This window comes from Variovorax sp. VNK109, assembly GCF_049445855.1.
In the GTDB taxonomy this organism is placed as follows: Bacteria; Pseudomonadota; Gammaproteobacteria; order Burkholderiales; family Burkholderiaceae_C; genus JAGOCV01.
In genome coordinates this window covers 24,946-46,632 of record NZ_JBMSDV010000003.1, presented here as the reverse complement: position 1 = coordinate 46,632, position 21,687 = coordinate 24,946, and the positions used below count along the sequence as shown (strand labels likewise).

Here is a 21,687-nt window from a genome sequence, read left to right as displayed (position 1 = left end):
AATCAACGACTTAAACGGCTTTTCGCCAAGCTTCTTTAAGAAGAACTCTCAACATGGAAGGTGCATGACCTGCTGGCTGTCCATTGCGGTGCAAACGCCCGCGCACAGCGCGCTTTCGGGGCTGCTTACTTACAGGAGTGAGTTGCCACTCGCGCCCGGCACCTTGGTACGCGTACCGCTGGGCAAGCGCGAGACGCTGGGCGTGGTGTGGGCGGTGCCGGAGGAAGCGGCGGACGGGCGGCTGGAGCTCGAAACCCGTCCGGTGACGAGCGTGTTCGACGCGATCGCGCCCCTGAACGAAACATGGCGCGAGCTCGTGTCGTTCAGCGCACGCTACTACCAGCGTTCCATCGGCGAAGTGGCACTCGCGGCGTTGCCGCCGCAACTGCGCGAGCTCGACGCCACGCAGCTCGCACGCCGCCTGCGCCGCGCAAAGCCGGGCACTGCAGACGAAGAAGACGCGTCGCCGCCGTCCCGCGCCGCACCCCTGCTCACGCCCGAGCAGGCCGAAGCGCTGCGGCGATTCGAATCCGAATCCGGGCCGTTCCTGCTGTTCGGCGCCACCGGCAGCGGCAAGACCGAGGTCTATCTGCAAGCCGTGGAGCGCATGCTCGCGCGCGACCCGGACGCCCAGGCGCTGGTGATGGTGCCCGAGATCAACCTCACGCCGCAGCTGGAAGCGCGCTTCCGTGAGCGCTTCGTGCCCCGCTACGGCGAAGCGAGCGTGGTCTCCATGCACAGCAGCATGACGCCGCCGCAGCGGCTGCGCGGCTGGCTGGCCGCGCACGCGGGCAACGCACGCATCGTGCTCGGCACACGCATGGCGGTGTTCGCGTCCATGCCTGCGCTCAAGCTCATCGTGGTCGACGAGGAACACGACCCGAGCTACAAGCAACAGGAAGGCGCGCGCTACTCGGCCCGCGACCTCGCCGTTTGGCGCGCCCGGCAGGAAGGTGCGAAGGTGCTGCTGGGCTCGGCCACGCCGTCACTCGAGAGCTGGCACCACAGCCGCGATGCCACCATCCATGCGCCCGGCGCGGAAGGCAGCGATGACGGCCATGCGCGCGCGCCGCGCTATGCGCGCCTGACGATGCCCACGCGTGTGGGCGCGCAAGGCGAAGCGCCCACGCGCGTGTTGCTGGTGGACATGAACCATCAGCCGAAGAAGACCGTGTTCTCGCCGCCGCTGCTGCAGGCCATGGCCGCACGCGTGCAGCGTGGTGAGCAATCGCTCGTGCTGCTCAACCGGCGCGGCTATGCGCCCGTGCTGCACTGCGCCGACTGCGGCTGGAAGAGCGAATGCCCCTACTGCAGCGCCTACCGCGTGTTCCACAAGATCGACCGCACGCTGCGCTGCCACCACTGCGGCTTCACCGAACGCGTGCCGCGCGCGTGCCCGTCGTGCGGCAACGTGGACATCACGCCGCTGGGCCGCGGCACCGAACAGATCGAGGAGCAACTCGCCGCGCTGCTGCAGGATTTGCGCAGGCCCGATGGCGGCCCCGTGCGCATTGCGCGCATCGATGCCGACACGACGCGCCTGAAAGGCGAGCTCGAAGCGCAGCTCGCGCAGGTGCATTCGGGAGAAGTGGACGTGCTCGTCGGCACGCAGATGATCGCCAAGGGTCATGACTTCCGCCGCGTCACGCTCGTCGCGGCGGTGAGCCCCGACAGCGCGCTGTTCTCCAGCGACTTCCGCGCGCCCGAGCGTCTGTTCGCGCTGCTGCTGCAGGCCACCGGCCGGGCCGGCCGCGACGCCGCCTACCTGGCTGCACAAGGTTCCGCCAGCGAGATGTGGGTCCAGACCTTCCATCCGCAGCATCCGCTGTTCGCGGCATTGAAGAAGCACGATTACCCGGCATTCGCAGAACAGCAGCTCGCGGAGCGCGAGGCCGCTGCCATGCCGCCTTTCGCCTTCCAGGCGCTGGTGCGCGCCGAAGCCCGCACGCAGGAAGCCGCGCAGGCTTTCCTGAATGCCGCGAGCGCAGACGCGCAGGCGCAGGAAATCGGCGGCAGCGACATGGTCACGCGCTTTCCGGCCGTGCCGATGGCGATCCAGCGGGTGGCCAACATCGAGCGCGCGCAGATGCTGGTGGAAAGCGGCTCGCGCGCCGCGCTGCAGCGCTTCCTGTCCGAGTGGCAGCCGCTGCTGCATGCGCGCCGCGACCGCAGCGTGATCCGCTGGGCAGTGGATGTGGATCCGCTGGCGATCTAGTGGCGCTGCGCATCAGCGCATCAGCGCGACCGCCCCCGAGAACGTGAAGAATGCCACCACCGTCGAGACGAGGATGATGCGCGCCACACGGCCGTTGTCTGCGCCATAGCGCTCGGCCAGCATCGAGACGTTGCTCGCGCTCGGTAGCGCAGCCACCAGCACCATCACGGTGATGGTGAACGGCTCGATCGGCACGCCGAGGTAGCGCGCACCGCTGGCCACGGCCAGCACCAGCAATGGATGCACGAGCAGCTTGATCAGCGCGACGAGGATGTAGTCGCGCGAATCCGGCGTACCCTGCCCTGACGCGCGCTTGTCGGCCGCCAGCTTCTGCGAACGCGCGATCACCGCGCCGATGGTGAACAGCGCCACCGGCGACGCGGCCTCGGCCAGCAGCGCAATCGTCTTGTCCACCGGGCCGGGCAGCTTCAGGCTGGCGGCCGATGCGGCCGCACCCAGCAGGATGGACCACGGCAGCGGGTTCACCAGCATGCCGGCCAGGGCCTTGCGCGCGGCGATCGCCATGCCATGCTGGTCAGCCGCGTCCAGCCGCGACAGCGCGATGCACAGCGAGGTGGTCACCACCATGTCCAGCAGGATGGTGAGGATGGTCGGGCCCGCTGCCTGCGCGCCCAGCAGCGCGACCAGCAGGGGCACGCCCATGAAGCCGGTGTTGGGAAACGCCGCCACCAGCGCGCCGAACGATGCGTCGTTCCAGCGGATGCGCTCGTTCAGCGTGAGCGCGATGGTGAGGCCGACGATGGCCAGCGCGCACAAAAGGTAGAGCACCACCAGCGTGCCGTCCAGCAGTTGCGCGATCGGCGTGGCCGCGCCGAAACGGAACAGCATGCACGGCAGCGCGAAGAACAGCACGAAGCCATTGAGACCTGGGATTGCCTCGAGCGGCAGCATGCGCCGCGTCGCGGCGAGATAACCGCAAAGCACAAGGGCGAAAAAGGGAAAGGTGACGGAGAAAATCTGCAGCACAGCGCCGGGATTGTCTCATTCCCCTCCCCGGTTCATTCCGCCCGCGCGCCCGTCGACTTCGCGATGACGGCCCAGCGGTCGGAGTCCTTCTTCACCATGGTGGCGAGATCTTTCGCGGGCGCGTACTGGATCTCCGCGCCGCGCTGCCACATCTGGCCGCGCATCAGCGTGGCTTCGGTGACCGACTTCACGTCTTCCTCGATCTTGCGCACGATGGCGGGTGGCGTGCCCACCGGTGCGAACAGGCCGTACCACTGGTCCGCCGCGAAGCCGGGGTAGCCGCCCGATGCAACGGTGGCGACGCCGGGCAGCCGCGTGGTGGGTTGTGCGCCCGTCACCGCGAGCACGCGCAGGCGTCCGCCTTCGACCAGCGGCAAGGCGGAGACGATGATGTCGAACATCATCGTCGTGCGGCCCGCGACGAGATCGGGCAAGGCCTGCGCGCTGCCCTTGTAGGGTACGTGCGTCACCTTGAGCTTCGCTTCGCTGAAGAACCATTCGGCCGTGAGGTGCGGCAGCGAGCCCGCACCGTTGGATGCATAGCTCAGCTTGCCGGGCTCGGCGCGCGCTGCGGCCACGAGGTCCTTCATCGTCTTGTACGGCGAATCCACCGGCACCACGACGACCAGCGGCGAGGTCGCGAAGCCGGCAATGGGCACGAGGTCGGTGATCGGGTTGTAGCCGAGCTTCGGATAGATGTGCGGCGCGATGGTGATGCCGGCGGGGATGCCCATCACCAGCGTGTAGCCATCGGGCGCGCTCTTCACACCGGCTTCGGTGCCGATGGTCGAGCCCGCGCCCGCGCGGTTCTCGAACACCACGGGCTGCTTCCATTTTTCCGCGAGCGCAGTGCCGATGGCGCGCGCGGCGTAATCGGTCGCCCCGCCGGCAGGAAAGGGGATCATGAGCTTCACCGGCTTTGCGGGGTACGCTGCCTGCGCCATCGACGGCAGCGCGAGAACTGCGGGTGACAGCGCGGCGGCTTGCAGCAGCCGGCGCTTCGTGGCGACGAGGTCATTCACGGGCTTGCTCATGTTCGTTTTCCTGTACATGGTTGTGCATTTATTCGTACATGTTTTCTGCAAGCTCCGTGCCACCACTGCATCGTGAAATGCCGCGCCGTTATGATTCGACGCGCGGTCTGTCTTCTCCGGCAGGCCGCTTCTTTTTCCTCCACCCGCCCTCCGTTTTCCCCGCAGTCCCTTCATGTCGTCAGGTCTGAATCTCGCCCAGCAGGAAGCCGTCAATTTCATGCACGGTCCCTGCCTGGTCCTGGCGGGCGCGGGCTCGGGCAAGACGCGCGTGATCACGCACAAGATCGCGCGGCTCATCCAGTCGGGCGTCGCGCCGGCGCGCATCGCGGCCATCACCTTCACCAACAAGGCCGCCGCCGAAATGCGCGAGCGCGCGAAGGACCTCGTGGGCAAGCAGGCGAAGGAGGTGCTGATCTGCACCTTCCACGCATTGGGCGTGCGCATGATGCGGCAGGACGGCGAGGTACTCGGTCTCAAGCCGCAGTTCAGCATCCTGGACAGCGACGACGTCACGAGCATCCTCAAGGACGCGGGCGGCACCACGGATGCCGCCACGGCGCGCACCTGGCAGTGGACCATCAGCCTGTGGAAGAACATGGGTCTGAACGCCGCGCAGGCCGAAGCCCAGGCGAAGGACGACAACGAGCGCGTCACCGCGCGCATCATGGCGCGCTATGAAGAACGGCTCACCGCCTTCCAGAGCGTGGACTTCGACGACCTGATCGGCCTGCCGCTCAAGCTGCTGCGCGACTTCCCCGAAGTGCGCGGGAAGTGGCAGGCGCAGCTCGGCCATGTGTTGGTCGACGAATACCAGGACACCAACGCCACGCAATACGAACTGCTCAAGCTGCTGGTGGGTGAGCGGGGGCGCTTCACTGCCGTGGGCGACGATGATCAGTCCATCTACGGCTGGCGCGGCGCGACGCTGGACAACCTGCGCAAGCTGCCGCAGGACTACCCGCAGCTGAAGGTCATCAAGCTCGAGCAGAACTACCGCTCCACCGGTGCCATCCTGCGCGCGGCCAACAACGTGATCGGCCCCAACCCCAAGCTCTTTCCCAAGACGCTGTTCAGTGAACTCGGCGAAGGCGAGCCCGTGCGCATCGTCGACGCCGACAACGAGGAGCATGAGGCCGAGCGCGTGGTGGCGCGCATCCAGTCCAGCCGCGCGAATTCGCAGTGGAAGGAATGGAAGGACTTCGCCGTGCTCTACCGCGCCAACCACCAGGCGCGCGTGCTCGAGCAAGCGCTGCGAAAGGCGCAGATCCCGTACAAGGTGTCGGGCGGCCAGAGCTTCTTCGACCGCGCGGAAATCCGCGACCTGTGCGCGTGGTTCCGGCTGTGGATCAACAACGACGACGACCCGGCATTCCTGCGTGCGGTGACGACGCCCAAGCGCGGCATCGGCCACCAGACGCTGCAGCAGTTGGGCGTGTTCGCCAGCCAGTACAAGCTGAGCCTGTTCGAGGCGCTGTTCGCCAGCAGCCTGCCCAGCGTGCTGTCGTCGCGCGCCGTGGGCAGCCTGCACGAGTTCGGCCGCTATGTGAACGACCTGGAATACCGTGCGCGCCAGACGCTCGGCGCGGAGGACGCGCGCGCGTTCCTGACCGACTGGCTCAAGGAAATCGGCTACGAGAAGCACCTGTACGACAGCGAAGACAACGAGCGCCTGGCCGCTTCGCGCTGGACCAACGTGATGGAGTTCTGCGACTGGATGGCGCAGCGTTGCGGCGGGCAGATCGACGACACGGCGGGGGTCATCCTCGCCAACGAGACGAAATCGCTGCTCGAAGTGGCGCAGACCATCTCGCTGCTGTCCACCATCAGCGAGCGCGAGAAGGACCAGAACGTGGTGACGCTGTCCACGCTGCACGCCTCCAAGGGCCTCGAGTGGCCGCACGTGGTGCTGGCCGGCGTGACGGAGGGCATGCTGCCCTTCAAGCTCGACGAGGACGGCCCCGACGGCCTGGAAGGCACGATGCTGAAGCTGCAGGAAGAGCGGCGCCTGATGTACGTGGGCATCACCCGCGCCCAGCGCACGCTGGCCGTGAGCTGGACCCGCAGGAAGAAGAAGGGCCGCGACATGGTGGCTGCGCAGCCCAGCCGCTTCATCGGCGAGATGGCGCTGGACAAGGCAACCGTGAAGGAAGACCCGCGCGAGAAACTCAAGGCGCTGCGCGCCGAGTTCGCCCGCAAGGCGCAGGAGTCGGCGGCGGCTCAGGCTGCGCAGGCGGCCGACGGAGAGCGCGCATGAAGCTGCGCCTGTTCTGCGCGCTGGCCCTGATGCTGGTGCAAAGTTCGCAAGCAATTGAAAAAGCCGCGCCGGTGGCTGGCGCACATCCTGCATGCACGGCGACAATGCCCATCGCGCTGCCGCAGCTGTACGGCCTGTGGCGCGCGCAGTTCGAGGGGCTGGACCAGGGAGCGCTGGTGCTGCTGGAGGCGCATCCGGAATATCCGGGCTTCACCGGTGGCGTGTCGCGCAGCGGTGTGAAGTCGCTGCTCGCCGGTGACCTGGATCAGGGCGTCGTGGGGCTGGAAGAGTCCGACGACGGGACGCGCATCAGCGCCAGTTGGCAGGGCGAACTCGTGGAGCAGTCGTGCGGCAAGGAAATACGCGGAACATGGACCAACGAAATCACCGATCGCAAATACCCGTTCGTGCTGCGCAAGCTGCCGGGCTGACACTGCTCGCGTTCAGCTTTCCGGCGCTCGCGCAGACGTCCGCCACGCCGCAACCGGCAACGTGGCAGCAATGCGCCGCCGTGCCCGAAGGCTCGGCGCGGCTGGCGTGCTTCGACAACTGGGCGCGCACGCAGGCTTCCGGCGTTCCGGCCGCGTCCGCATTGACGACGCCCGCCGCACCCGCCCAGCCCGCCGAACCGGTCAACGCGCAATTGCCTGCCACGCGAGTGATCGAAGTCGCCAGCACCGAAGGCTGCAAGGACACGCAGTACTCCGCGCTCTCGCGCTTCTGGGAACTGGAGGAAGGCAGCGATTGCGGCACCTTCAACTTCCGCGGCTACCGCCCCATCAGCCTGTCGTGGATCGCGTCGGACACGGTCAACACCGCGCCGAGCTCGCCCTCGCCCGGCCACACCGCCGCCTTCACGCCCTACCAAACCAACGAGTTGCGCCTGCAGCTTTCCGTGCGCACCAAGATCGCCCAGGGCCTGCTGACCGGCGGCGACCCGTCGCGCAAGGACTCGCTGTGGCTCGGCTACACGCAGCAGTCGTACTGGCAGTTCTTCAACGGCGAGATCTCGCGCCCGTTCCGCACGACCGACCACGAGCCGGAAATCGTCTACGTCTACCCGCTGGACCTGCAGTTCGGCAACGGCCTGCGCTTGCGCTACGGCGGCGTCGGCCTCGTGCACCAGTCCAACGGGCAGACGCTGCCGCTGTCGCGCAGCTGGAACCGCGTGTACCTGATGGCGGGCCTCGAGTCGGGCAACAAGTGGAACGTCAACGCCCGCATCTGGCGCCGCATGAGCGAGAGCAGCGGCAACGACGACAACCCGGACATCAGCAGCTACATCGGCCGCGCCGAACTCAACGGCAACTGGTTCGTCAACAAGGACAACACGCTGTCGGCCACGCTGCGCACCTCGCTGGGCAAGGATTCCAACGGCTCCGTGCGCCTCGAGTGGCTGCGCGCCCTCGGAAGTACGGAAGGCCGCAGGAGCGGCCTTCATTTCCATACCCAGTTCTTCAGCGGCTACGGCGACAGCCTGGTGGACTACAACCGCCGCCGCAACGTGCTGAGCGTCGGGCTCAGCCTGCTGGACTTCTGATCGCGCAGGCCTCTCCGTTCACTGCGGCGTGTAGCCCGCCGCCTTCATCATCGCCAGCGAAGCGGCCGACGAGGCCTGGATGCGCTGGCCCAGCGCTTCGGGCGTGCTGCTCACGAGCGTGATGCCCAGGCTGCTCAGGCGCTCCTTCATCTCGGGCGCTGCCACGGCAGCCGCAATGGCCGCGTTGTAGCGCGCAATGATGTCGGCGGGCGTGCCGGCCGGCACGATGACCGAGGTGAAGATCTGGTCGTCCAGGCCCTTCAGGCCGAGTTCGGCGTAGGTCGGCACGTTGGGAATGCTCGACACGCGCTGCGTGCCGTTCACCGCCAGGATCTTGACCTTGCCCGTGGCCACTTGCGGCAGCATCACGCCGACCGAGCCCACGCCACCGGCGATCTGGCCCGCAACCAGGTCCTGCGCGACCGGGCCGTCACCTCGGTACGGTGCGGATTTCAGGTCGGCAGCGAGTGCCTTGGCGATGCCCGAGACCACGAAGTCCGGTGCGCTGGCAGGTGCCGGCACGCCGACGTTGCCCTTGCCCGCGTTCTTCTGGGCCCAGGCCGCGAATTCCTTCAGGTCGGCCGGGTTGCCGGCAACCGTGGTGCTCACGGCGAACACGTCGGGGTTGAACGCCACCAGGCTCACGGGGGCGAAGTCCTTGGCCACGTCGTAGCCGGGCGCCTTCAGCGTGTGCGGGATCATGGTGATCGCGTGGCTGTTGGTCAGGAAGATGGTCAGGCCGTCGGGCTTGGAGCCCTTGAGCACCTGTGCGGCGATCTGGCCACCTGCACCGGCCCGGTTCTCCACCACCACCGGACGGCCTAGCGACTTTTCCATGCCCAGCGCGAGGCTGCGGGCGATGGCGTCGGTGCTGCCACCGGCGGGGAAGCCGACCAGCATCTTGATGGGCGTGGTGTCCTGGGCGAAAGCAGGGGCAGTGCCCAGTGCGCCGACAGCCAGCACGGAAACCGCCAGCGCACGGCGCAGCGGGGAAGCAAGGAATCTGACAGAGTTCATGGAGAAGCGTCCTTTCTTGATCGCGTGGCATGCCTGTTGCAAAAAGCATGCGCATGCGACGGAAGATACAGCACTCTACTGACGCCGGACAATTGCTAATCGAGCGCCGGGCGCATTCACCAGGGAATCAGCGCCAGAAATAGCGCCAGCCGACCGAGGCTTCCGTCTCGCTGCCCAGCGACCTGTGCTCCACCGCGAACACGATGGCCTGGCGCGTGGCGATGGGGTAGACCAGCCGCGCGTGGATGCTGGTGTTGTCCGGGTCGGGGCTGTAACCCACGCCGACGTTGAACAGCATGCCCAGTGCACCGGTGTCGCGATACAAATCCAGCGACAAGGCCTTGCTCGTGCCGCCCAGTCGCGAATCACCCGAATACAGGGTGCCGGTCACGCTCCAGTAGCGGGCGATGTCCACCCCCAGGCCCAGATGGGTGAGCCGGTTGTGCCACGCGTCGGCACCGAAGCCCTGGCGCACGCCGCCGTACCAGCGCACGCCGTTGGCGATGGGTGAACCGAGCGCCAGCTCGACGCGATGTTCTTCGGGATTGAACCGGCGTTCGCGGTATTCATAGGCCACCGACCAGGTCAGCCCGTAGGTGGGCTGCGACTTGTAACCCACGCGCGCCATCCACGAAGGCAGCGGCGTCGGGTCGATCAGTTGCACCGATGGCAACTCGCGACTGTTGCGCGCGAGGCCGAACTCGAGCTGGTCGGTATCGCTCAGGTTCACGCGCAGGCCGGCGTTGGCCGACGTGGCGTTGCCCGCCGACAGGTTGTAGGTGCCCACGCCCAGGTCGAGCTGGTAGCGCCAGCTCTGCTGCAGTTGCAGCAGGCCCTGCTGCGCTTCGGCATTGCCGGGTTGCGCGGCCAGCGCCGCGTCGAAGCCGCGTTGCGCGTCGTCCAGCCGCAGGCCGGCCAGGTTCACCCAGGCCAGGCCGTTGATCGCATCGACGTCGCGCGCATCCCGCGCGAGCATGCCTTCGTAGATGGCGCGCGCATCCTGCCGCCGGCCTTCGGCGCGGGCCACGCGGGCGCTGCCGAGCAACGCGGGGCGCGAAGCGGGATCAGCGCGCAGCACCTGTGCGTACAGCGCGCGCGCGCGGGCAGGTTCGCCGTCCCACTCATGCACGACCGCCAGGTCGAGCGCGGGCGAGGCTTCGTCCGGTGCGAGTGCACGCGCGCGCTGCAATGCGGTGCGCGCTGCGTCCAGTTGCTGGCGGTCACGCGCGTGCACACCTTGCAGCCAGTACACGCGCCAGTCGTCCGGCGTGGCGCGGGCGCAGTCGGCCAGCAGGGCGGTGATGCGCGCGTGCGGCGGCGACGGCTGACCCATGAGCTGTTGCGCTTCGCCGATCCGGCATTCCGGCGCCGGTTGCGCATTCGCTGCGACGGCCGCCAGCAGCAAGGCGGAAACGAGGAGGGTGGACTTCCTTTTCTTCATAGGTACATCGCAATCAAATGGCACACCACCACGATGCCCACCGCCGCGACCAGCGTGAGCACCTCCATCCGGGCGAGTCGTTTCTCGGCTTTGCGGTCCTGCGACAGCATCATCTCGAACTCGACCTGCTGGATTTCCTTTAATTGAGTATGCGGGCCTTTCCGGATTTTTCTGTCTTCTGCCATTGCAGTCCTGTCTTGCGGAATTCCGCGACATAAGAAGCGAGGGTGATGGCGCACAGCACGGGGCCGTAGCCGATGATCAGCAGCAATGCGTCACGTAGCCAGCCGGGAATGCCGGCCTTGTCCAGCCGGTACAGCAGCCATGCGGCGAACATGCTGAGGCTGGTCCACGAATAGACGAAGAGCATCACGAAATCGGTGCGGCCGAGTTCGGTGCGCGGGCCGCTGCTCAGCATCTCCGGCGGCAGCCTCGTCTCGGGGACGAACGAGAGCGCCATGATCACCAGTGCGACGAGCCCGGGGAAGGTGAGCCCCTCGAACCACGCACGGCGCGCAGTACCGGGGTCGATGGCGAACGAGAAGAACGCCACGAAGAAGTGCGTTGCCACGTTGATGCCCCAGAAGGTGGACAACGCCGTCCATGCCCACGCGGGGTTGAGCAGGTACAGGCCGATCAGCCCGACCGTGGCGAGGATCATGTACACCGGCATCAGCATGATGCTGAACCAGATGAGCCCGAACAGCGGCGACGCGAGCCCGGTGCCCAGCTTCCGCCGGAACCACAGTTGCCGGAAGATCCGCGTGAGCTGCAGGTTGCCGCGCGCCCAGCGCAGGCGCTGCCGCCACAGGGCGTCCAGGCTGGCCGGCTCCTCGGCCCACACCACCGCGTTGCCGTCGAACACCACACGGTTGCCCGCGAGTTGCGTGCGGAAGGTGGTCAACGTGTCTTCGGCCAGCGTGGTGGTGTCGATCTCGCCGCCGATGGATTCGAGGTTGGCGCGGCTGTGCAGTTGCGCGCCGCCCGCCAGGCAGGCCATCGCGCCCAGCACGTTCTGCGCGCGCCGCGACGCGGCCTGCGCGGTGATGTATTCGAACGCGATGAACCGCGACACCAGGTTGCCCGGATGGCTGCCCTCCTTGATGTACGCGGTGACCGCACCGACCTCGGGGTCGGCGAGGTGGCGCGCCATGCGGCGCAGCGTCGGGCGCTCGAACAGCACGTCGGCGTCCATGATCATCACGGCCTGCGCCCAGTCGTCTGCCAGCACGGCGCGCAGGCCGTGGTTGAGGGTGTGGGCCTTGCCCTCGCCGCCGCGCTCGCGGCGCAGGTGGAACACGTTGCCGGGAAACTGCCGCTCCTTGGCCTGCACCACATCGGGCGTGTTGTCGGTGCTGGCATCGTCCACCACCACGATGCGCAGCGACTCGCGCGGATAGTCCATGCGCATCAGCATGTCGATGCTGGCCTCGATGACGTTGCCCTCGTTCCACGCCGGAACGACGATGGCCACGCGGGGCATGTAGTTGGCGCAGCGGGCGTAGTGGTCGTTGCGGCTGTGCCAGCCCACCATCAGGAACTGGATGAGCGAGCCCACCACGGGCATGGCGCCTGTGATGACGAGGGTGACGAAAAAAGTTCCCAGTATTTCGGCGGACAGGCTCATGACTGCGTGGGAAGCGAGGCTTCGGGCGAGGCTTCGGATATACCACATGAACCCGGAACGGCTCTGCTTCATCCAGGCTTTACGCATTCGTTACACGAACGACAGGCGAGCCGAGCACAATGCTGCCGAGAGTTTCGGAAGAAGCCTTGGAAGAAGCCCCGGAGCCCATCAACGACAAATGAAAATCATGCTCACCGGCGCGGGAGGCCCCGCCGCCATCAGTGTCTGGAAAAGCCTGGACGCTGCCCACACGCTGTATATGGCCGACATGGACGCCAGGGCACCCGGCCTGTACCTCGTTCCTGCCGACCGGCGCCTGGTAGTGCCGCGCGGCGACGACGCATCGTTCCCGTCTGCCGTGTTGAAAGCGTGCCGGGAACGCGGCATCGAGGCACTCATCTCCACCGTCGATGCAGAGCTGGTGCCGCTGGCGCTGGCGCGCACGGAATTCGAGGATGCCGGCATCCGCCTGCCGCAGGCTTCGCTGGAAACGCTGCGCCTGTGCCGTGACAAGCTTGCACTCCTCGAACACCTGAAGTCCGTCGTGCCGGTGCCCGCGTATGCGGTGCTGACCGAAGCGACACCTGCCCTGCCCGCACCATTCCCCTGGTTCGCCAAGCCGCGCGGCGGTTCGGGCTCGCGTGACTTGACGCTCATCGAAAACGCCGACGCGTTGAACGCCGTCCCGCGCGACGGTTCGATGCTGATCCAGGAATACATGCCGGGCGAGGAATATTCGGTCGACGTGTTCGTGCGCGCCGACGGCCGCTGCATCGCCGCCGTGCCGCGCGAACGCATGAAGACGGACTCGGGCATCGCCATCACCGCGCGCACGGTGCACGCGGCGGACGTGATCGACGTCGCGGTGCGCGCGGCGCAGGGCGCGGGCATCCGCGGTGTGGCGAACGTGCAGTTCCGCCGCGCCGCCGACGGCGTGTTCAAGCTGCTTGAAATCAACCCGCGCTTTCCCGGCACGCTGCCGCTCACCGCAGCGGCGGGCGTCGACATCCCGAAGTTGCTGGTGGACGAGATCGAGGGCAAGCCGTTGCCGGACACGATGATGCCGTTCAGTGAGCTGATGTCCGTGCGCTACCTGACCGAAAAATTCGTGGACCCGCAGGAATGGCGGGACCTGGCGGCATGAAACCGGACATGAAGGTCTGGCTGGTACGCCATGGCGAGAGCACGGCCAATGCCGGCCTGCCCTCCACGAACCACGCCGACGTGCAGCTCACGCCGCGCGGGCGCGAGCAGGCCGAAGCGGTCGCACAGCGTATGCAGGAGCCGCCGGGCCTGCTGATCGTCTCACCCTTCCTTCGGGCGCGCGACACCGCTGAAACCATCCGCCGCCGCTGGCCGGCCGTGCCGGTGGAGACCTGGCCCATCGAGGAATTCACCTATCTCAGCCCGCAACGCTGCCGCAACACCACGGTGGAGATGCGCAAGCCCTGGGTCGCCGAATACTGGCAGCGTGCAGACCCGGCGCATGTGGACGGTCCCGGGGCCGAGTCGTTCGCGCAGTTCATGCAGCGGCTGCGCGAATTCCGCACGCGGCTGGTCGAGCGCAGCGAAGATCCCAAGGAAGAGCTGGTGGTGGTTGTGGGCCACGGCCAGTTTTTCCGCGCGCTGCTGTGGGGCGCACCGCACGACTTCGAGTCCAGCCCCGCGCGCATGGTGGAGTACCGCAGTGCCGAAACCGCGCGTCCCATGGCCAATGGCGAAATCATCGAATGGCGACCGACGACATGAACAATCCGCCGCACCTGGAACGCCTGGACGGCCTGGACGTCCCCCGCGCGCTCGAATTCCTAGACGGCGACGCAGCGCTGTTGTCCGAGCTGTTGGCCACCTTCATGGTGGACGCGCCGGGCGAACTGCGCAACTTCCAGGAGGCTTTGCAATCGCGCGATGAAACAGCCGTGCAGAAGTACCTGCACCGCGCCGCACCCACGCTGGCCATCATCGCGAGCGAAGGCCTGGCCAACGACGCACGCAAGGCCCACGAGCAATTGCGCGCCGGCAAACAGACGCTGGAAGAACTGGCCCCGTCGCTGGGCGCGCTCGCGCTGTGCATGGACAAGCTGCTCACGCAAGCGCAGGCGTGGCTGGCGCAGAACCCCGGCACCCCTTTCCAGGGATCGCGCTGAAGGCTCAAGAGTCGCGCTGGCGCACCACTTCCATCGGCTCGGCCAGCACATAGCCGGCGAAGCGGCCCCAGTAGCGGGCCGTGGCGCGGATCAGGTCTTCCTTCAGGTAGGCGCGCTGCGACGTCTGGCTGCGGTACGCGGCGATGGCGGCGAGCTTGGCATCGATGTGGTTGCTGATATCGATGAACAGGTGGGGCCGGAACTCCACCATGCTCGACGGTGACTGGTAGCAGTACAGGTTGGGCACGTCCCGCGCCGCGACGATGGTGGCGTGGTGTGCGTTGCGATGGTCCTGGTGGCTGTCGTACTGGGAGTGCGTGTAAACGTGCGTCGGCCGCAGCTGGCGGATCACGTCCTCGATGACGGAGATGGTCATCGCGCCCTCGGGAATCTCGGTGTCCAGCAGACCGCCCCAGCGCAATTGCGCCCCCAGCAGTTCGGCAGCGTTGCGGGCTTCCTGGTTGCGCGTCTTCGGGTCGCCGCCGGACATGCCTTCGCTCAGCGTGAGGATGATGATCGAGTCGCCCTGCATGCGGTGCTTTTCCAGCGTGCCGCCGCAGCCGATCTCCACGTCGTCCGGGTGCGCGCCGATGGCCAGCACCAGCTTGCGCTCGCGCGCGCGGCGGGCCAGCGCAGAGATGACCAGTTGCATGGCCGTCGTCAGGAATTCATTGCGCGGGAAGGGTTTGAAGAGCAGGCCGTCGGCGCGGTTCTGCAGCGCCTTCTGCGCGTACTCGACGCTCTTGTGCGCTGTGATCACGAGCACCGGCGTCCACGGATCGCCGGCCTTCACGGCGCTGAGCAGTTCGAGGCCGTCGAGCCCCGGCAGTTCGACGTCGGTGACCACCAGATCCCACACACGCGAGCGGGCCAGCGTGGCCCCGCTGGTGCCGTCGGCCGCGTGGGTGACGGCGATCTTTCTGTCTTCTTCGAGCCAGCGCCGCATCATGAGCGCGTATTCGGGGCTGTCCTCGATCAACAGGACGTGCAGTTGTGAAGATTCTTCGCCGGTTGCCATGCGGCAACGATACACGACGAAGGGAACGGTCCATGTAGGATGTCTCCATGAATGGACCCGACCTCGACGAACTCCAGCGCTTCGCGGTGGAAGCCGCAGGCCTGGCGCCGTGGGAATGGGACATCACCACACAGCGCGTGTATCTGAGCCCTCAGTGGCGGAACCTGATCGGCGAGCAGGACGCGGGGCGCGACTGGCTCATGGACGAACTGCTCGCGCGCATCCACCCCGATGATGTCGAGGGCGTGAAGATCCGCATGGAGGAGGTGCTGCTGGGCTTCAAGTCGCGCTACATGGCCGAGTTCCGCATCCGCTCCGGCCGGGGCGACTGGCTGTGGACCGAGGGCCTGGGCGTGGTGACGCAGCGCGACGCCGACGGTACGGCCCTGCGCATGGTGGGCACCAACTCCGACATCTCCACACGCCGCCGCGCGCAGGAAGCGCTGGTCACCGCGCGGCAGGCCGCCGAGGACAGCAACCGCGCCAAGGGCGACCTGCTGGCCAATGTGTCGCACGAATTGCGCACGCCGCTCAACGCGATCATCGGGCTCAACAAGCTGCTGCTGCAGTCGCCGATGAACGACGAGCAGAAGAACTTCCTGCACCTCATCGACAGCTCGGCTGTGTCGCTGCTGATGCTGCTGAACGACGTGCTCGACTTCTCGAAGATCGAGGCCGGCAAACTGCTGTTCGAGAACGTACGCTTCGACGTGCGGCGCTGGGCGCAGGAAGCTGTCGCGCCGCACGCCGTGGCCGCCGAAAAGAAAGGCCTGCAGGTCAAGCTGAACATCGCCGACGAACTGCCCCGCACGCTGGTGGGCGATCCGGGCCGCCTGCGCCAGATCGTCTCGAACCTGATGGCGAACGCGGTGAAGTTCACGCAGCGCGGCGGCATCTCGGTGTCCCTGCGCCCGTCGCCCGACCAGGACGACGTGGGTACCGAAAAACTGCGCCTGCTGATGGAGGTGCGCGACAGCGGCATCGGCATTCCGAAAGAGAAGCAGTCGGCCATCTTCGAAGCCTTCACGCAGGCCGATGCATCCACCACGCGCCAGTACGGTGGCACCGGCCTCGGCCTTGCAATCTGCGCCAAGCTCGTGGCGCTGATGGGCGGCGGCATCTCGGTGGCGAGCGAGCCCGGCAAGGGCAGCGCGTTCCGCGTGTCGGTGGTGCTGAGCCAGGTGGACGACAACGACGGTCCGCACACCGTTCCCATGACCGCCGAGGACATGCCGCTCACCGGGCTGAAGATATTGCTGGCCGAGGACAACGCCGTCAACGAACTGCTGATGCGCCGCATGCTCGGCCAGATGGGCTGCGACGTGGACGTGGCGCACGACGGCGAGGAGGCGCTGCAGATGTGGCGACAGGGCCACTACGACCTCGCGCTCATGGACGTGCAGATGCCCAAGCTCAGTGGCTTCGACGCGACCGCGCACATCCGCAAGATGGAGCAGCGCACCGGCGCGCACCTGCCCATCGTTGCGCTCACCGCGCACGCGATGGTGGGCGACAGGGAAAAATGCCTCGCCGCCGGCATGGACGCCTACGTGTCCAAACCCGTCTCCGCCGAAATGCTCACGCAGGCCATGCGCGACGCGTTGCGCACCGCCGCTGCGACCAGCGAGCGCCCGCAGGAAATGCTGGCCGATGTGGACATGAGCGCCAGCGGCAAGTTCACGCTGCCCCTGCCTTCAGCAGCACCGGCAGCACCGACATCGCCTGCGGCTCGACTGCTCGCACGCCTGCAGACAGCGGTGGCCGCACATGACGGCGACGGCATCCTCGTCAGCCTGCTGGAACTCAGGCCGCTGCTGCAGGCACAGGGGCTGGACACCGCACTCACGCTGGCCGGTAGCCTGGAATACGCCGCGCGGCAGGAACGCTGGGCTTTGCTGGAGCGCGCCTTGCCGCTGTTCATGAAGGAAGCGGAGCGGCCAAATTCATCGTCATAAGTTGCGTTCGCCTATGGCGAGTGGCTGGCAGGGTTGCCATAGGTGGCCAGCCACGCCAGCAAAGGCTCGCGCACGGGTGTGAGCCCCCGATAATCCAGCACCTGCGGGCTCATGCTCGCGATGGCTGCATGCAACTGCGTAGCGCGCGCCGGCGTATCGATGGCTTCGGCCAGCGGGCACACCTCGACGTGGATGGTGAACACCGCCTGACGCATCTGCGGCACCGGAATAAAGGTCTGCCGCTCGGTGCGCCACCAGGCATGCGCCACGTCCACGCCTTCCCAGCGTCGCGCGGCCAAGCGGCGCGGGTGTGCGTCGAGGGCTCCGTGCGGGCTGACGGTCCAAACGAAACGCTCCCAGCGCTCGTCGCCCGTCACCAGTTGCGCCAGCCCTTCGGCGGCGCGCAACAACATGGCGTTGTCGGCAACGGGCGCGTGCACCTCGGTGAAAAGACGCCCCACTTTCTCTTCGGGCGCCCAGTGCGAGGGCAAGGCCACGGCCAGCCAGGGAATGCGCGTGCTCCGGCCATCGAGCACGGCGAAGTCTTGCGCGAACGCCAGGCTCAACAAGCCGGCGAGACGCCACGCCGCAGGCAAAGCTTCAAGACAGGCCACGAGTTCATGCGACGCTGAAGGGCCGGCGTGCACATGCCCCTCATCGCCTGCAAGGCCTTCTTCGACCGCCATGTCCAGCAGCGCGGCCCGTGCCACGCGCCCGTCCCATTGCCATGCATGCGGATGCTCGGCCGCCGCGTGACTGCACAACGCGTGCACGGCCGGCAACGCGTTGAAGCCCGCATCGCAACACAAGGCCTGGTTGGCATGCGACGCCAGCACGGCGAGCTTGGCGTGCTGATGCGGCGCACCGACGGCCAGCGGCGTCAGGTGCGTGGCACCGGCTGCCACACGCCGCAAACCCGGCTGCATGCGGAACGGGGCCTGGACTGCGGCGTCGAAATCGAACGACATCGGCGCATTGTGGGGCTGGCGACTCAGTGGCGCCGCATCTCACCCCATTGCGGTGGAGAGAATCGCTGCGGCGCGCCGTTGCACATCCATTTCGGCGCTGGTGATCGAGCGCGCGACGATATCGAAATGACAGAGCGTGCCGATGAAGCTGCTGTCGGCGGACAGCATCGGGAACCCCACGTAGCTGGCAATCAAGGATGACATCACCGGCGGAAGCGGCGTGCGTGAGATGCGGATGTCGTTCCTCGACTCCTCGACATAGAAGCTGCCGTCACGCAAGGCAAACTGGCAGAAGCTGTCGCCCAGCGGAATGTGTTCGAGGATGGCGAGCGGGCGATTGCCGGACGCGTCGAAGTAATGCGTCAGGTGCAGCTTACTTCCTGCAAGCCGGTAGATGGCGCTGGAACGATGCTCCACGCGGGTATTCAGGAAAGCGAGCGCAGCGTCGATGCCACCGACAGCGAGAAGCTCCTCGGTCCAGCCGATCGGATCGACCTCTGGAAGTGTCGCGGAGCGACGCCGGTCGCCATAGCTGAGGACGGGGCCTGATGCGTGCATGTCTGAAACCATTCATCGAACGCCGCGGTCGCCATTGCCGCCGGCTGCCAAGAGAGCATCAGGGACCATCCACAGCGCCGATGTAGGAGAAGAGGAGGTGTCACGGTAGGCGGAACGATGGGGTCGTCGTCCCTCAGCCTGTAAAGACCATGTAGATTCCAAGCGCCAGCAGGCTCAGCAGGAAACACCGCTTGAACATCGCCGGTGACGGCCGTGATGCCGCCCGTCACCACGCCACCATCGCGCCGACAACGCCTTCCCTGCGTACGGGCACGGACAAGGTGGCGCCGCCTCGCCCCACGACGCTGACGCCACCCCCTTCACCAGCCCCGCCAGCACAAACACCAGTACTGCAAACCACAGATCAGTCATGGGTGCACTCTGGCTGTACGCCGCACACCTTGCGTCGGCCAGATGCGAAGCCGCGACGTAGCGCAGGGAGCGGTAGCGCAAGGGAGCAGGTGGAGAAGGTGCAGCTGGATTTTGTGAATCGGAGGGACGAGCCGAACAACAAGATCACTTGCCGCGCGTGAGGCTAGTTCAGATGACTCGCCTTTCGAGAACTTGCTTCAACGATTCGACACTGACCCACCTTTTCTCCGCAACCATCAGGCGGTGAAGTAACCGATGGCAGTTCGCGCATAACAACGCCACATCTGCAAGCTTGGTCGCCACGATGCCCGTTGTTGCCAAAGGCCGAACGTGATGACATTCAAACTCTGCATCCTCTAGGTTGGGCAGCGAAGGCGCGTGCCCACATGCCTCGCAGCACAAGTGCCCAACTTTGCGTCGATTTGCGATGACTTTGTGTCGCAGGCTTGCTTTGCGCTCCCGCCGCAAATGCACGGCGGTCACGGTGCGACCCTCCCAAAACTCGATGTCTTCCGGTTCTGCAGCCACTTCATCTTTCAACTCTTCAGCGCCGGATTTGATTGCCTCTACCAACTGCTTGACGAGATCTGGTCGTTGCCCAAAGTCACGCCACACCTCGCGATCGACTGTCGAAACGTTCTTTAGCCCGCCTTCGCCATCTACGGCCTTTAAGTTCTTCATTTTGAAAGCCACGCCCGCAGCATTTCTGAAGGTTTCTAATTTCTGATTCTCAGCATAGATCGGTAGTGCCCGAAGCAACTGTGAAAGCTCTTGGACATCAGGGTCCTCTGGACCCGGTGCATTCATTCCTCGTCGCTGAAGCAAATCCAGCGCAAGGATAGTCTCGTCCCTTGTCCATGGCGGGTTGCCATGACCTAACGTTTTCGCCATTCCATTCCCCAATTTTTTGGGGACGATAGCAGTCAGCCCGGAGAAATGCCAGCCGACTCACGCGAACACGGTTCGCTTACCGGTCCGCAACCTTGCCAGAAGGGAAAAGGAGCTCGTCGGCACGCAACTCCAACGCTTGCGCGATACGTTCGAGGTTGTCGAGGGAGATATTGCGAGCTTGCCGCTCAACGTGAGCAATAAATGTCCGATGAAGACCTGCGGCAAAGGCCAACTCTTCTTGAGACCAGCCCCGCTCGGCCCTGAGCCGGATCATGTTAATGGCCAACACCTCCCTCGCATTGGGTACGCGTTTCTTGGGCGTGGCTGCGGCGCGAGACATCTGAAAGAAGTCTCGACAAATGATGCATTTGAGTCAGCCGCTTTTACGTCACAATGTAGCGAGAATTGTTATCCGACCATGGATTGAGGAAGTTCAATGAACAAGGCCACATGTCAAACGCGCTACGGACCAGAGAAAATTTTTCAAGACGCCCTCGCGCACGCAGTTGAAGTCAGAGGATGGATTCCCGAAAGCTCTTCAGTTGAACGATGTCCAGCCGTCATTGTCAATCCGGATGCCAACCCGCTTTCACTGCTCTCCTGGGGGATCGATCAGCTTCAGCAATGCAATGCGCTTCTGAAAATGCTGGGCGATGTCGAGGAATCGCCCGCTCATGTGGGCAGGCTTGCCGATAGCGCTTTACATTTCTTGCTGCAAGCAGAGACTGTGCTGCATGCGGGCATCGAGATGCTGGTCGCGCAGCAGTCTATGAGTGCCCCGGTGAGCGAGTACGGAAAGTAAATGAGCGGCGTGCAATTTGAGGGGTTCGGCTCCCGGCGCAGCATCCGTTCGATCGATTCGCCCTTCCTCGCGCCTCGTCACGGACTGCGCGGCCGGCCGCTCACGATTTGATGTCGACGACCGCCTCGAAGCCGCCAAAGATCATGCGCTTTCCGTCAAAGGGCATGGGCGGGTTGCCGGGTTTGGACGGATCCATGCGCGGGTCTTCCATCATCTTCTTCATGCCGGCGTCGCGCGTTGCCTTGTCCGGCCACTCGACCCAGGAGAATGCAACCGTCTCTTCGGCCGTGGCCTGTACCGCGCGGCGAAAGTCGGTCACTTTGCCGTCGGGGACGTCGTCACCCCACCCCTCCACCACACGAATCGCGCCCAGTTCGAGGAATATCGGGTCCAACTGGCGGGCGTGTTCGATGAACTTCTCACGGTTGGCCGTGGGAACAGCCATGACGAAACCATCGATGTACGACATTCCTTGTCTCCTGAAAAGTTGACCTGTCTGTGCGCCGGGCAACTGCGCTGGTCGACTGGCACTTGCATTCCGGCTGCCGGCCATCGCCTGAGGAGCGAGCATGCACGCCGCGGCGGGTCCGGTGTGTAGGACAGACTCCAATCCTCCAGACGCGCTTAACCGCGGTTAAGGACAAGCGTGGTGAATTTCTGGGCCTGTTCACCCTTGAATTCAAGGGCGAGTTGCAGTTCTCAACGGCTCCATGCCTGTCACGCTGAAGCTGCTGGAGACGGTGAAATGACGCGGCCTCTGATTTAACCTGCGTTAATGCGTTGCGGCAGCAATGCGCGCAACATCGGGCCAACCTCCGCGTGACAGCAGAGCTGCCTCAGCCCGTGCAGTTCCGGCGGGCT

21 protein-coding genes are annotated in these 21,687 nt (G+C 65.8%); 9 read left to right on the top strand and 12 right to left on the bottom strand.

From position 1 onward, the window contains the following. Positions 1-64: 64 nt before the first annotated feature. A complete protein-coding gene (gene priA / locus ACO2Q9_RS11315) occupies positions 65-2,215 on the top strand; it encodes a replication restart helicase PriA (RefSeq protein ID WP_423311335.1) in 2,151 nt (716 codons plus the stop codon). Between the two features lie 12 nt (positions 2,216-2,227). Here the strand turns inward: priA and ACO2Q9_RS11310 are convergent, their stop codons facing one another. Both ACO2Q9_RS11310 and ACO2Q9_RS11305 read right to left on the bottom strand, forming a co-directional pair. Then, positions 2,228-3,202 (bottom strand): AEC family transporter, encoded by a 975-nt coding sequence (locus tag ACO2Q9_RS11310; RefSeq protein ID WP_423311333.1) that lies wholly within the window; start codon positions 3,200-3,202, stop codon positions 2,228-2,230. Between the two features lie 32 nt (positions 3,203-3,234). Continuing rightward, on the bottom strand, positions 3,235-4,236 hold the full coding sequence (locus tag ACO2Q9_RS11305; protein ID WP_423311331.1) for a Bug family tripartite tricarboxylate transporter substrate binding protein: 1,002 nt from the start codon (positions 4,234-4,236) through the stop codon (positions 3,235-3,237). Positions 4,237-4,408: 172 nt separating this feature from the next. On the opposite strand from ACO2Q9_RS11305, the gene ACO2Q9_RS11300 reads away from it, so the two are divergent. Genes ACO2Q9_RS11300 through ACO2Q9_RS11290 form a run of 3 tightly spaced genes read left to right on the top strand, consistent with a single transcriptional unit; the run spans position 4,409 to position 8,030 of the window. After that, a complete protein-coding gene (locus ACO2Q9_RS11300; protein WP_423311329.1) occupies positions 4,409-6,490 on the top strand; it encodes an ATP-dependent helicase in 2,082 nt (693 codons plus the stop codon). Beyond that, positions 6,487-6,921 (top strand): hypothetical protein, encoded by a 435-nt coding sequence (locus ACO2Q9_RS11295; protein ID WP_423311327.1) that lies wholly within the window; start codon positions 6,487-6,489, stop codon positions 6,919-6,921. The genes ACO2Q9_RS11300 and ACO2Q9_RS11295 overlap by 4 nt, the downstream gene beginning before the upstream one ends. Next, complete coding sequence (locus ACO2Q9_RS11290) at positions 6,861-8,030, top strand: phospholipase A (protein ID WP_423311325.1); 1,170 nt, start codon at positions 6,861-6,863, stop codon at positions 8,028-8,030. Before ACO2Q9_RS11295 ends, ACO2Q9_RS11290 begins: the two co-directional genes overlap by 61 nt. An 18-nt stretch (positions 8,031-8,048) precedes the next feature. On the opposite strand, the gene ACO2Q9_RS11285 is transcribed toward ACO2Q9_RS11290, so the two are convergent. From ACO2Q9_RS11285 to ACO2Q9_RS11270, 4 genes are all read right to left on the bottom strand, one after another. Beyond that, positions 8,049-9,047, bottom strand: coding sequence for a tripartite tricarboxylate transporter substrate-binding protein (locus ACO2Q9_RS11285; RefSeq protein ID WP_423311323.1), 999 nt, complete (start codon positions 9,045-9,047; stop codon positions 8,049-8,051). 127 nt (positions 9,048-9,174) lie between these two features. Beyond that, the gene (locus ACO2Q9_RS11280; RefSeq protein ID WP_423311321.1) at positions 9,175-10,488 is read right to left on the bottom strand and encodes a tetratricopeptide repeat protein; all 1,314 of its coding nucleotides are present in this window, start codon (positions 10,486-10,488) and stop codon (positions 9,175-9,177) included. Next, on the bottom strand, positions 10,485-10,673 hold the full coding sequence (locus tag ACO2Q9_RS11275; protein ID WP_423311319.1) for a hypothetical protein: 189 nt from the start codon (positions 10,671-10,673) through the stop codon (positions 10,485-10,487). Before ACO2Q9_RS11275 ends, ACO2Q9_RS11280 begins: the two co-directional genes overlap by 4 nt. Next, positions 10,628-12,115, bottom strand: a complete 1,488-nt coding sequence (locus ACO2Q9_RS11270) for a glycosyltransferase (RefSeq protein ID WP_423311317.1) — start codon at positions 12,113-12,115, stop codon at positions 10,628-10,630. Before ACO2Q9_RS11270 ends, ACO2Q9_RS11275 begins: the two co-directional genes overlap by 46 nt. 178 nt (positions 12,116-12,293) lie before the next feature. On the opposite strand from ACO2Q9_RS11270, the gene ACO2Q9_RS11265 reads away from it, so the two are divergent. From ACO2Q9_RS11265 to ACO2Q9_RS11255, 3 genes are read left to right on the top strand one after another with little or no spacing between them, the layout of a single operon-like run. Continuing rightward, positions 12,294-13,259, top strand: a complete 966-nt coding sequence (locus ACO2Q9_RS11265) for an ATP-grasp domain-containing protein (protein WP_423311315.1) — start codon at positions 12,294-12,296, stop codon at positions 13,257-13,259. After that, complete coding sequence (locus ACO2Q9_RS11260; protein ID WP_423311313.1) at positions 13,256-13,864, top strand: histidine phosphatase family protein; 609 nt, start codon at positions 13,256-13,258, stop codon at positions 13,862-13,864. Before ACO2Q9_RS11265 ends, ACO2Q9_RS11260 begins: the two co-directional genes overlap by 4 nt. After that, on the top strand, positions 13,846-14,262 hold the full coding sequence (locus ACO2Q9_RS11255) for a hypothetical protein (protein WP_423311311.1): 417 nt from the start codon (positions 13,846-13,848) through the stop codon (positions 14,260-14,262). Before ACO2Q9_RS11260 ends, ACO2Q9_RS11255 begins: the two co-directional genes overlap by 19 nt. Before the next feature lie 4 nt (positions 14,263-14,266). On the opposite strand, the gene ACO2Q9_RS11250 is transcribed toward ACO2Q9_RS11255, so the two are convergent. Beyond that, positions 14,267-15,280 (bottom strand): PIG-L family deacetylase, encoded by a 1,014-nt coding sequence (locus tag ACO2Q9_RS11250; RefSeq protein ID WP_423311309.1) that lies wholly within the window; start codon positions 15,278-15,280, stop codon positions 14,267-14,269. Between the two features lie 47 nt (positions 15,281-15,327). On the opposite strand from ACO2Q9_RS11250, the gene ACO2Q9_RS11245 reads away from it, so the two are divergent. Beyond that, complete coding sequence (locus ACO2Q9_RS11245; protein ID WP_423311307.1) at positions 15,328-17,235, top strand: ATP-binding protein; 1,908 nt, start codon at positions 15,328-15,330, stop codon at positions 17,233-17,235. A gap of 11 nt (positions 17,236-17,246) precedes the next feature. Here the strand turns inward: ACO2Q9_RS11245 and ACO2Q9_RS11240 are convergent, their stop codons facing one another. The 4 genes from ACO2Q9_RS11240 to ACO2Q9_RS11225 all read right to left on the bottom strand — a co-directional run bounded on the left by ACO2Q9_RS11240 (position 17,247) and on the right by ACO2Q9_RS11225 (position 20,364). Continuing rightward, positions 17,247-18,203 carry a heme-dependent oxidative N-demethylase subunit alpha family protein gene (locus tag ACO2Q9_RS11240; protein WP_423311305.1) on the bottom strand — a complete coding sequence of 319 codons (957 nt, stop codon included), beginning with the start codon at positions 18,201-18,203 and terminating at the stop codon, positions 17,247-17,249. Between the two features lie 39 nt (positions 18,204-18,242). Next, positions 18,243-18,773 (bottom strand): hypothetical protein, encoded by a 531-nt coding sequence (locus ACO2Q9_RS11235; RefSeq protein ID WP_423311303.1) that lies wholly within the window; start codon positions 18,771-18,773, stop codon positions 18,243-18,245. A gap of 528 nt (positions 18,774-19,301) precedes the next feature. Continuing rightward, positions 19,302-20,024 (bottom strand): HNH endonuclease, encoded by a 723-nt coding sequence (locus ACO2Q9_RS11230; protein WP_423311301.1) that lies wholly within the window; start codon positions 20,022-20,024, stop codon positions 19,302-19,304. A gap of 76 nt (positions 20,025-20,100) precedes the next feature. After that, complete coding sequence (locus tag ACO2Q9_RS11225; protein ID WP_423311299.1) at positions 20,101-20,364, bottom strand: helix-turn-helix domain-containing protein; 264 nt, start codon at positions 20,362-20,364, stop codon at positions 20,101-20,103. Between the two features lie 96 nt (positions 20,365-20,460). On the opposite strand from ACO2Q9_RS11225, the gene ACO2Q9_RS11220 reads away from it, so the two are divergent. Beyond that, on the top strand, positions 20,461-20,826 hold the full coding sequence (locus ACO2Q9_RS11220) for a hypothetical protein (protein WP_423311297.1): 366 nt from the start codon (positions 20,461-20,463) through the stop codon (positions 20,824-20,826). Positions 20,827-20,926: 100 nt separating this feature from the next. Here the strand turns inward: ACO2Q9_RS11220 and ACO2Q9_RS11215 are convergent, their stop codons facing one another. Next, entirely contained in the window at positions 20,927-21,295 is a 369-nt protein-coding gene (locus ACO2Q9_RS11215; RefSeq protein ID WP_423311295.1) for a DUF1428 domain-containing protein, read from the bottom strand. Between the last annotated feature and the right edge of the window lie 392 nt (positions 21,296-21,687).